Raw genomic sequence first — 11,431 nt, 5'->3', positions numbered from 1 at the left:
ATTCGATATTCGATATCCGGCAAGGAAAGCGCCATGAATCTGTCGTTTCTGGTCGGCCGTGCATTGCAGGCAGTACTGGTGCTGTTCGTGGTCAGTGTGCTCGCGTTCGTGCTCGCTCATTCGGTGGGCGACCCGGTCGCCAGCATTCTGGGTTTCGACGCCACCCCGGCGGCCCGCGCGGCGCTTCGCGCCCGCATGCATCTCGATGCGCCTTTACCGCAGCAGTATCTGTTCGACGTGTCGAACATGCTGCATGGCAATTTCGGCGTGTCGTACACGGCCCAGCGCCCCGTGATGGATATGTTCGCTGAACGCATCCCGGCCACTCTTGAGCTGGCCGGCGCGGCGCTGCTGCTGTCGCTGGTCATCGGCATTCCGATCGGCGTGCTGTGCGCGGTGCATCGGCACCGCAAGTGGCCGCATGCAGTCATGACGTCGACGGTGGTGGGTGTGTCGATTCCGACCTTCGTGCTCGGCATCGGGATGATCTTCCTGTTCTCGGTCGGACTCGGCTGGCTGCCGTCGTTTGGACGCGGCGAGGTGGCGCATCTCGGTTTCTGGAGCACGGGCCTGTTGACGTCGAGCGGGATCGAGTCATTGATCATGCCGGCGATTGCACTGGCACTCGGCCAGATTGCACTCGTTGCCCGGCTGGTGCGAACCGAGATGATCGGCATTCTGAAGGCCGATTTCATCCGCTTCGCCCGCGCCCGCGGCGTACCTGCCGGACGCCTCTACGCACGGCACGCGCTTCGTAACGCGTTGATACCGATCATCACCGTGAGTGGCATTCAGATGGGTTATCTGGTCGCGTTCGCTGTGGTGGTGGAACAGGTCTATCAATGGCCCGGCATGGGCACGCTGTTTTTGCAGGCGCTGTCTCAGACCGACGTTCCCGTGATCTCCGCGTTTCTCGTGTTCGTCGCCATCTTCTTTGTCGCCGTCAATCTTCTGGTTGACTTCCTGTATGCGTTGACCGATCCGCGCCTGCGCGTGGCGGGCCGTGCAACGTCTCATTGAAAGACCGCCATGCAAGCATCCGTCTCGTCCTCCAGGCCACCGCGCCAGTCGCGCTCGCCGTTGAAGCGCCTGGCTGCGCTGGCGCCCTTCTTCTCCGCGATGCGTCGCTCGCCGCGTGCGCTCGGCGCGGCAACCGTGCTGTTGCTGCTGCTTTGCGCGGCGATTTTCGCGCCCTGGCTGTCGACCACGAATCCGTACGACAGCGCATCGCTGGATCTGATGAACTCGCAGCTTCCGCCGGCGTGGCTGCCGGACGGCAACGTGTACTTTCTGATCGGCACCGACAATCAGGGCGCGGACCTGCTTTCGCTGATTCTCTACGGACTGCGCACTTCGTTGCTGGTCGGCTGTCTCTCCGTCGCGCTGTCGGCCACGCTCGGCACGCTGGGCGGGGTGTTGAGCGGCTACTTCGGCGGCTGGGTCGATACCATCATCATGCGGCTGGCCGATATCCAGTTCACCTTTCCCGCGATGCTGCTGGCGCTGCTGATTGGCGGCGTGACGCAATCCATCCTCGCGAAACACGGCAGTGAGCACTATGCGATCGTCGTGGTGGTCCTGGCACTGGGGATCGCACACTGGCCGCATTTTGCGCGGCTGGTGCGCGCCTCGGTGGTGATCGAGAGAAAGCGCGACTATGTGGCCGCCGCGCGATTGGTCGGGCGAGGCCATGCGAATATCATCGCGCGCCAGGTGTTGCCCAACGTGACGAACCCCATCTTCGTACTCGCGACCATGGACCTCGGATTCGCCATCATGACGGAAGCCACACTGTCGTTTCTCGGCTTCGGCATGCCGGCCAACCAGCCCTCGCTCGGCACGCTGATCAAGGTCGGCTACGCCAACCTGTTTTCTGGCGAATGGTGGACGGTGCTCTTCCCGAGTCTCGCGCTGGTTATCCTGCTGGTCGCGGTGAATCTGTTCGGGGATTGGCTGCGCGACTATCTCGATCCTCAAGCGTAACGGCACGCTGATCGCGCGATCGAATAAAAGCAACGCCCCGCGAACCTGGTTTGAGGGGCGTTTCTCCATGGGTGATACGTCAGGTCTGCTACTGGCCCGGCATCTGATGCACGTGGTTCACCTCGCCATATCCCGCCGCTTGCGCGGTAATCCGTTCGACGTCGGCAGACAGCAGCAGTCCGTCCTGGATCAAGGCCAGCGCCGCGCCACGAATTGCTTCGGCATACCCCTGCGCGCTGCCATAGCGCGCCGTGATGGGCGCGCGAGGATCGCCGGTGATGCCGGCCTCTTCAACGGTCTCGGGAAACGGAAGATAGCTGCCGGAGAAGTCATGCAACGCGCCATGCCCGTGCCCACGCAAGCGGATATTCCAGCCCGTGTAAGTGCCTAACGGCGCTTCGACCATCGGTGCGCGCAAGCCGGCCACATCATTGCCGTCGATATCCGTGGCTGGCACGAGGACGGCGTAGATCTGCGTATCGGACACGATCGGCGGCTCGGCAATCGGACCTCCGAGCGCCAGCTCGGGACCGTAGTCGACATAGGGCAGCACGTTCGGCGAATAAGGCAATTTCACACCGGGGATAGCGGGAAATGCTGCCCGCCATGCATCGAACGGCACCAGCGTTGCGTCTGCGCGCTTCGGGATTCTGCTTGGCGGCGGCGCGATTCCGTCGGTGATCCAGCGTTGCATCAGCAACAACGTCGCGCGGAAAAAGGCCACGGTCGAAACGATATTCTGAAAGTTCTCGCATGGACCACGACCCGGTTTAGCCGGACGCGGGTCCGACCAATGCTGCGACGACGACCAGAAATAGATCCGCACCGTATCAGGCTGCACCAGATCGTTGCCACGCGTGTCGGTGTGAACCAGCGAGCCGCGTCTATACCAGTACTCCGATCCGGTTTGCGTATGGATGACGAGCGGATCGGTGGCCGGACGCGTGAGAATGGCATCCTGGACACCCGTGATGTGATCGACGCTGCTCGCGTACGAGAAGGGAAAACGATCCGCGGGATTGAGCCAGTCTTCGTACTGCCTGGATGCCGGAATGACCATGTTGGCAAAGCGATGAAACAGGGTTTTCCCCGCGCCCGACACATGCGGCAGGACACCATCGAACACACGCCGTCCATCGCCCGCATCATTGAAGCCGCGATAGACGAAATCGCGAATGGCGCGCCCCGACTGCGAGCGTCCCCATGCGATAGCGTGTTTCGGAAGCCTGGCCGCAAGCGGATTGCCGGCGCCCGTGTCGTAGCGCAGAAAACTCATGACCTCGCGCACCGCGAGAAAGCCCATGTCGAGCGCAATCGGCGCGGTTGCCGTATAGACCAGTTCGTAGATCCAGCCAGGCTCGAAGCCGCCCGGCAGATACACATGCGACCTGCTGGCGACGATCGCCTGCTCGCCCGCGCTAACGTCGCCGGCGCCCAGTCCGGTCCCGCCTTCCACGCGCGCAAACTGCCAGGTGTCAGGCGCAATGCGCTCAGGCTCCGAACTCGGATAACGCCGCCGACGCAGCAGGGCGGCGCGCGTATCGAGCGACACAGCCGGGTAACTGCGCGTGCCCGGCTTGCCGCTCAATGGCAGACAGGTCACGCCTTTCATATCGGCAATGAACTCGCAGCGGATCGTCTGCTGCGGCGACAGCTCATCGATCACGATGGGCGGCACGTCAATACAGATGCGGCCATTTCCAGGCAGCACATCGGCCTGCCACGCCACGATCACAATCGTGAAGCCCTGCTCCATCAGAAAGCCATTCCCCGCGTGTGCAGACGACACCGGCTCGTTGGTCGGAAAACCGTCGTTGAAGAATTGCAGAAAGCGCTTGTTGCCGCGATTGACGAACTCGAACAGCACGCATCCATTGCCTTTGCTGTGATCCTCGGGACGCAGGATCATCACATCGGTGCGGCAGCGGACTTTGCCATCTTCGTCGCGCTGGGCGTTCGCGAGATCCAGCACACAATGATGACGCGGAGCGACTGGATCGACAGTTACCTGAGCGCTGGCATTGACGATTTCGTAAAGGCGGCCAGGACCAAATGCGTGGCCTTCGGCGAACGACCCGACTCGCACATCGTGCAAGACGACCTGCGCATCCGGATCGGAGTTGAGTTTTTGCATGGCTTGATACCGTTGAAGTTCGAACGATGACTACGGTCGTTGGATGGAAAGCGAAGCAAGCGAGGAAATCTCGGCCGCTTCGCCGAATTCGACACAGGAACGCGCGAGCGACGCCGCCGCGCTGGTCGCCATTGGCGCTGCCGTATCGAGTTGCAGCGCAAGATCGCACAGCGCGGCCACACTGCGACGCGCATTGCCGAGCGATAGCTTGCGCGTATTCGCTCCGGGAACACTCCCGTTCAACAGCGCGGCGCTGATCGCCTGAAACGTTCCGCTATCGGCGCCGCTGCCCGTGATGGCCTCGTGCAGAAAGCGCACGTCGAGGTTGGCCGCGCTCATCAACGCATAGCTTTCGGCGATCAACGTGGCCGCGCCGAGTCCGACGAAGCTGGCGATCAGCTTCAGCGTATGGCCCGCACCGACCGGTCCCACGTGCAAACGTCGTTCGCTGTACAGCGACAGGATGTCATCGATAGCGTCCAGCGTCGCGCGCTCGCCACCCAGCAGAAGCACGAGCCTGCCTTCTTCCACGGCCGCCGGTGTGCGAAGCATCGCGGCATCGACGAAGGCGCCATGCCGGGCCTGGTAGACATCGTGCAACGCACGTGCGACGGCTGGCTCCCCCGACGTGTGGTCGATATGAATCAGCCCCGCGCGCGCGACGGACAAAAGTCCATCCGGGCCTGAGGTCACCTCCTGCACTTCCTTAGAGGAAGGCAGGCAGGTCAGCACGAGCCCGCACTGTTCAGCCAGCGCGGCAGGCGACCGCGCGCTCGGCAAGCCGAGTCCGACGAGCGAACCGGGCAGCGGATGAGCGGCGCAATCGAGCACGGCCGGGACAACCCCGTTGCGCCGCAGCGCTCGGGTTATCGCCGAACCCATGTTACCGAGACCGATGACGCCAATCGCGCCTGGTAAGAGCAAGCCAGTCTGGAAGGCCATGAATCGTCCGTTGAAATCAGGTCCGACGTGATTACACCACGTTCATATTATTTGATCAATTTTTAGACTGTACGTGTCAGTTCGACCATTCCGGCTTCCCGCCACGCGACAAATGGCACATTTCCGCTGGCGAGACCCCACTACAGCGGTGCAATCGGACCTTAATGGCGCCTCTGAAGCGCCGTATCAGCCGGAACGTGTGGAGATTTCCCCACGTTGGCCGCCGGAAGCAAGAAAGTCTTGACAGCAGTTTTTGGCACCAGAACACTCTGATCACATGATCTTTTGATCATTTCTTGCGACGGAGTGCTGGTCCGTACGCGGGAAGAAGCAAGCGCCGGCCGGCACCGATACCAGCTCACCGCACGCCTGTTCCTGCGTGACTCAATCATTTCTCGACATGTACAAAAAAAGATTCTCGCTCCGTCCCGGCTGCCCTTGCCCGCTCGCGCTGATGACCCTGGCGGCCTCCGGAATGATTTCGACAGCTCATGCCCAAAGCTCCGTGACGCTTTATGGCGTCATTGATGCAGGCATCGGCTATCTGAGCAACGCTGGCGGACAGACGCAGATCTCGGCGCTGACCGGCACGATCCAGAACAACCGGCTGGGCTTCAAAGGAATTGAAGATCTCGGTGGCGGCACGTCGGCGGTGTTCGTCCTCGAAAATGGCTTTTCGACGCAGACCGGCGCCGCCGGTCAAGGCGGCGCGCTGTTCGGCCGTCAGGCGTTCGTGGGCCTGAGCGACAAGAAGCTGGGCACGCTGACCGCGGGCCTACAGTACGACATGCTGGGCGCGACGCTATCCCAATACGAGACCTCCACCTACCTACTGGGTAACTACGCCGACCATCCGTTCGGGAACGATCGCGCCAACAGCTTGCGCGTCGCCAATGCGGTGAAATACCAGTCGACCGACTGGAATGGGCTGCAATTCGGCGCCGCTTACGCGTTCTCAAATCTCGCGGGGAATATCAACGGCACGGGCCGCTCGTACAGCACCGGAGTGAGCTACACGCGCTGACCGTGGAGCGTCGGCGCAGCTTACGTGGAGGTGGCCGGAACCACGCTGGACATTTCGAGCCTGACTGGCCGGCCCACGGGGACGGTGGTGATTGGCGGGAGCTATCTGCGTTCGATGGGCGTCGGCGCCAGCTACACGTACTCCCGAGGACTCATCTATGCCATGTACACGCAGGCGCTCTATGCGGGCGTGCGAGGTCAGGGCGTCGAGAACGGGCTGTTCCGGAACGGCCATCTGGGGTTCACATACTTTATCCGTCCCGACATCAGCGCCGGCGCCGCTTACGCTCTGACCCAGATCGGCGACATCAAGCTGCATCAAATCAGCACGACACTCGACTACGCCTTCTCCAAGCGCACTGACGTGTACACGCAGTACATGGTCCAGCACGCGGCGGGAAACAACGCGCACGCGAACTTCATCAATCTGTCCGGTTCGTCCGGCCGGAACCAGATGCTGGTCGACGTCGGGATTCGACACAAGTTCTGACGATCATCCGCTGAACAGGATCAGTCAGAAATTTTGCCAGTCGGAGTTCGCTGTACCGGCAGCGATGGCGGTAGATTGGTTGGCGATGCTGGCCGGGCGGATCCTCGCCATTGGCGACTCCGCACGGCGTGTGGCCGACCTTCCGGGCGCAGACAAGGCCGGCTTGGCTTGCGGGACCATGATGCGTGTCGCGGATTGCCCCCTACTGGCGAGCCTGAATACCGATACCGCTTTCAGCAGATGCTTTGTCTGTTCTTCAAGTGATTGCGCGGCTGCGGCCGCCTCTTCAACCAGGGCTGCGTTTTGTTGCGTCGCTTCATCCATTTGTGCCACAGCCTGATTCACCTGTTCAATCCCAAGGCTCTGTTCTTCAGACGCTGCGGCAATCTCGCCGACAATATCGGAGACCTGCCTGATCGACTGCTTGACCCGTCCCATGGTTCCGCTGACTTCGGTTGCCTGCCTGGCACCGTCCTGAATCATCAAGACGGACGAGCCAATCAGATCCTTGATTTCCTTGGCGGCAGCCGCGGAGCGTTGGGCCAGGCTACGGACCTCGCTCGCCACCACCGCGAAGCCACGTCCCTGCTCCCCGGCGCGGGCCGCCTCGACGGCGGCATTGAGTGCCAGAATGTTGGTCTGGAAGGCGATGCCTTCGATCACGCCGGTGATTTCCGAAATCCTGCTCGAGCTGCTGCTGATCTTCCCGATCGTGGTGACCATCCCTTGCACCGCTTCGTTGCCGGCATCGGCCGTGTCGGTGGCGCGCGTGGCAAGCGCATTCGCCTGCCTGGCGTTATCCGCATTCTGCTTCACGGTTTCGGTCAACTGCGTCATGCTGCTGGCGGTTTGCTCAAGAGAGGCCGCTTGCTCTTCGGTTCGTGCCGACAGGTCGGTATTGCCGCTGGCAATTTCCTGCGATGCGACCGTGACCGACTCTGTGGTGGTGCGGATTCCGGACACGACATCCGTCAGGTTACCGTTCATGGTCTGCAAGGATTGCAGGAGCTGCCCGATTTCGTCACGCCGGTTGTTTTCAACACGCGATGTCAAATCGCCTGAAGCGACGCTCTGCGCGAGCCGGGCGGCCTGTGCAATGGGTACGGTAATGCTGCGCGTCGCCAGCCACGCGACGACCACGCCGAGCAGTATGCCAATACCACTTAACGTAAGCATGGCCGTCAGGCTGCTGGCGTAGGTGGCATGTGCATCTGCCGCTGCGTTGGCGCCTGCCTTCAGTTCGTACTTCCGGAAGTCTGAAAGTACCTGTATCCAGCGTTCCAGTGCAGGAGCGGTCTCGTTCATCATGACCTCGGCTGCGCCCGGATCATTGCTGGCCCCAAGGTTCGCCGTTTTTTCAACCAGAGGTACGGCCTCATCGCGTGCCGCCCTTATCTGCTTCAGAAAACTCACCTCCTCGCCGGTCACACCCGGGTCACGGCCGAAGAGTTCATTGAGTTTCTTCTCCGCTTCGCCGCTAACGGCGAGATCCCGCTCGAGTGCCTGCTTTTGTGCGTCCATGCGTGAGGCATCGTGGAGGATGATGATGTTTCGCGTCGCATCGCCCGCATCCTTCACACTTCCCCGGATTTCGGAAATGAAGCTGCTTTCATTCGCCGTGAAATCGACCGCATGCGTGATGGCATTGTTGATCGCGTTGATCCGCGTTACGCCTAGAAGTGCCACGCTACAAAGGATGCCTAGAACCAGCACAAAACTTAAACCAAGTCGAACACCGATCTTCAAGTCAGAAAAATACGTCTTCATGGGCTGGTCTACCTTCATCTGAATTTATTACGAATTTGAACAATTTCTGCTATTGCGGATAACGCAGACGTGACGAAGATCGTCCGAGACCATGCGGACGTCCTGATTCGGGCACAAGGGCAAGCAATTCATGACATGGTCCGCGTGTCGATCTCCGTTTGCTCAAGTTCAGACCCGAGTATGGAAGAGCTACGGTCGCACGAGGCATGGAATGTTGCGGAGGCGTCATGATCTCGACGACAGCGCGAAGTGCGGACGATTTAACCTAACCAATTAAAATATCGGCAGTCGGTCAATGCTGGTAGTGATGTAAGGCAATCCTTATCATTCTTACCAAATCTTGGCTTGCGGTCGAGCCGTCCTACGCCCTCACCATGCACACGCAAGGAGACCAGGCCGAAACGTGGATTTAGCCTGAGGTGGGAACGCTTAAGCGGTTTTATTTTGTAAGGATTTTGGGCAGCAGGTCGCGGATTAAATCACGTTCGCTACCTGTGAATTTGAGCAGTGCACGGACCGGATATTTCTATTCCATGCCATGCGGGGCAACGCGATCAGTGAGGCCGTATTGGTGAACCCGCGCCACGCGGGAGACTGGTAGAGATGATGGCCGAGCGCGGGTTGTCGCTGGCGCACACCACGATCAATTAAACGCGCTGGACCCGGGCAAAATAGGCGGACTCGGCAGCTAGCAAGAAATTGAACATGGCTGTCCGCGCACGGGTTGAATCCTGGCTTGTCAGTGCGTCGGCCAATTTCTCCAGCTCTGATATTGTGTTCGCATAGTTCCCGACATCTTGAGTGTTTGAAAACCGAACTTGATTGGCGTGGTCGGCCGACATGGCGATCATTTGGAGAAGTCGATCGTTGCGAACGCACTGTAACCACGCACGGCGAAAAGCCGTGTTTGCGCTGACCATGAGTGCGGTATCTTGATGAGTGAGCGCAACCTTCGCAATATCAACTGCCTTCGTGAGCGACGCTCTAAGCTGATTTGGATCAGCGACCGCAACGGCCATTGCTGCAGCAGCGGGTTCCAGAACTCGGCGTACTTCAAAAATCTCGCGAATCTCGGCGTCAGAGAGCACGGGAACCTGAAAACCCCGGGTTGTCGAATTGAGCAGGCCATCGTTGACAAGACGGAGGAGTGCCTGGCGAACGGGCATCCGTGTGCAGTCGAAATCCTGGGCAATTTCGTAGTCTAGCAATCGGTCGCCGGGACGCCATTCACCAAGATTGAGGCGCCTCCTTATGTCACTGTAGATCGTGTCGAGGAGCGACTCCGTTTTATTAAGCCTCGGTGTCGGACGCCGCTGTGGGTCAGTCTTCTTGGAAAGCATGCGAGATTCATAGGGGTTTGATCCAGCAAATTCTATAGTAAGCAGTCGTCCCGCGCCCGTAGGAGTTTCAAAACTCATGACACATGCCGATCTGTAACAGCGTCTGGATGCCGTTTGAGGAGCTGGCCATACTTATAACGCCATTCCGTTAAAAATAAATCGCTGGCCCGTTTCCCGGAGAGCCCTACCCTTCCGAACAAAACCGACCGCATGCGGCTCCGCACAAAACGCATCGGGATGACCGCCTCTCCAACATGAAAGACCTGGGCGACCTGTCAGGTGACCTTGAACCGGTCGATCGTCGAAGCAAGTGCGTCCGCCTGCGCCTGCAACGCGGTCGCGGCTGCAGTCGACTGTTCAACTAGCGCGGCGTTCTGCTGCACCATCTCGTCGAGTTGCGTGACCGCGCGATTGACTTCCTGGATGCCGCGCGTCTGTTCGTTTGCCGCGAACGTGATTTCGGAGATAATTGTCGTCACGTTCGCGACATTAGCGACGATCTCGCGCATCGTCTCACCGGCCTGACGTACCTGCCCCGACCCGGCCTCGACGCTTGCGACAGTCGATTCGATCAGTGCCTTCACTTCGCGCGCGGCCTGCGCGCTGCGCTGTGCGAGGCTGCGCACTTCCTCAGCGACGACCGCGAAGCCGCGGCCTTGCTCTCCCGCGCGTGCGGCTTCCACAGCCGCATTCAGCGCCAGGATGTTGGTCTGGAACGCAATGCCGTCGATCACGCCAATGATGTCGCCAATCCGGCCCGACGCTTCCTCGATCTTCTCCATCGTCGCGACCACGTCTGACACAACCGCGCCGCCATGCGACGCAACCTTCGACGCGGCGGCCGCGCGTTCGTTGGCCTGGCCGGCCGCCGCCGCAGACTGCGCGACCGTCGCTGTGATTTCTTCCATGGACGCGGCCGTTTCCTCGAGACTCGCGGCTGCTGACTCGGTGCGTGACGACAGGTCCCGATTGCCGGCCGCGATCTCGGTCGCGGCCGAGCGCACCGATTCGCTCGCGTTGCGGATCTGTCGCATCACATCGTGGAGCTTGCCAACGAAGCTGTTGAGCGAGCGTGCGATGTCGGCGACCTCGTCCCGGCCGTCGACCGGCAGGCGCTGCGTCAGGTCGCCTGTGCCCGAGCCGATCGCGGCCATCAATTCACGCACCAGAGACAGCCGACGGAACGCAGCAGCCGTGATCGCGCCTACAATCAGCGACGATACGCCGGCCAGCACAAGGAGGGTCGCGAGCGATGCACTCAATAACGAGCGCATCCCGATCGTGGCCTCGGATTTGTCGAGTGCAACGAGCACGTACCAGTCGGTGCCCGGCACCGGCTGCGCGCGCACCAGCTTTGCGTCACCTCTGACGTGAACCTCAATTAGCGCTTTCGTTGCCGCCATCCACCCGGGCTTCGTCCCGCCGATTTCGGCCGCGACGCTGGTGACCGGTTTGAGCGTGAGTTCCGAGTTCGGGTGCGCGACGATACGACCGCGGCTGTCGACCAACATTCCGAAACTCAGCGGCGTCGGATGAATCGACTTCACGTTTGCGATCACACTGTCTGGCCTAACATTCCCCACCACGACAGCCTTTACCTCGCCGTCGCGCACGATTGGCACCGCGAACGCGACGAGCAGCCTGCCGTCGGGGACGCTTATTGAGACTTCCATAATTTATGACGTCACCAGAGCGTAGCCTGCATCCAGCACGCCGCAATGATCGAGGGCCGTTTTTGAGCGCTCTTGAGTT

General features: G+C 60.6%; 8 protein-coding genes and 1 pseudogene. 4 read left to right on the top strand and 5 right to left on the bottom strand.

Features of this window, described 5'->3' with window-relative positions; genetic code table 11:
- Positions 1-33 precede the first annotated feature (33 nt).
- Complete coding sequence (locus ABH944_RS39290; protein ID WP_404613768.1) at positions 34-1,020, top strand: ABC transporter permease; 987 nt, start codon at positions 34-36, stop codon at positions 1,018-1,020.
- Between the two features lie 99 nt (positions 1,021-1,119).
- Complete coding sequence (locus tag ABH944_RS39285; RefSeq protein ID WP_404613779.1) at positions 1,120-1,983, top strand: ABC transporter permease; 864 nt, start codon at positions 1,120-1,122, stop codon at positions 1,981-1,983.
- An 88-nt stretch (positions 1,984-2,071) separates the two neighbouring features.
- On the opposite strand, the gene ABH944_RS39280 is transcribed toward ABH944_RS39285, so the two are convergent.
- Together ABH944_RS39280 and ABH944_RS39275 are read right to left on the bottom strand one after the other, a co-directional pair.
- Complete coding sequence (locus ABH944_RS39280) at positions 2,072-4,117, bottom strand: alpha/beta hydrolase domain-containing protein (RefSeq protein ID WP_404613770.1); 2,046 nt, start codon at positions 4,115-4,117, stop codon at positions 2,072-2,074.
- A 30-nt stretch (positions 4,118-4,147) separates the two neighbouring features.
- Positions 4,148-5,059 (bottom strand): NAD(P)-dependent oxidoreductase, encoded by a 912-nt coding sequence (locus ABH944_RS39275; RefSeq protein WP_404613773.1) that lies wholly within the window; start codon positions 5,057-5,059, stop codon positions 4,148-4,150.
- Positions 5,060-5,513: 454 nt separating this feature from the next.
- Here ABH944_RS39275 and ABH944_RS44665 point away from each other — a divergent pair, with 454 nt between their 5' ends.
- Positions 5,514-6,083 (top strand): porin, encoded by a 570-nt coding sequence (locus tag ABH944_RS44665; protein ID WP_472975149.1) that lies wholly within the window; start codon positions 5,514-5,516, stop codon positions 6,081-6,083.
- 24 nt (positions 6,084-6,107) lie between these two features.
- Complete coding sequence (locus tag ABH944_RS44660) at positions 6,108-6,572, top strand: porin (RefSeq protein ID WP_472975148.1); 465 nt, start codon at positions 6,108-6,110, stop codon at positions 6,570-6,572.
- Positions 6,573-6,596: 24 nt separating this feature from the next.
- Here the strand turns inward: ABH944_RS44660 and ABH944_RS39265 are convergent, their stop codons facing one another.
- From ABH944_RS39265 to ABH944_RS39255, 3 genes and pseudogenes are all read right to left on the bottom strand, one after another.
- Positions 6,597-8,339 (bottom strand): methyl-accepting chemotaxis protein, encoded by a 1,743-nt coding sequence (locus tag ABH944_RS39265; RefSeq protein WP_404613775.1) that lies wholly within the window; start codon positions 8,337-8,339, stop codon positions 6,597-6,599.
- A 647-nt stretch (positions 8,340-8,986) separates the two neighbouring features.
- Positions 8,987-9,679 carry a GntR family transcriptional regulator gene (locus ABH944_RS39260; RefSeq protein ID WP_404613777.1) on the bottom strand — a complete coding sequence of 231 codons (693 nt, stop codon included), beginning with the start codon at positions 9,677-9,679 and terminating at the stop codon, positions 8,987-8,989.
- 275 nt (positions 9,680-9,954) lie between these two features.
- Positions 9,955-11,325 (bottom strand): annotated as a pseudogene (locus tag ABH944_RS39255) (methyl-accepting chemotaxis protein); the annotation flags it as partial.
- Between the last annotated feature and the right edge of the window lie 106 nt (positions 11,326-11,431).

This window comes from Caballeronia udeis (assembly GCF_044909315.1).
GTDB lineage: Bacteria > Pseudomonadota > Gammaproteobacteria > Burkholderiales > Burkholderiaceae > Caballeronia > Caballeronia udeis_A.
Note: the sequence above shows the minus strand (reverse complement) of the source record. Positions and strands in the feature narration are given on the sequence as shown.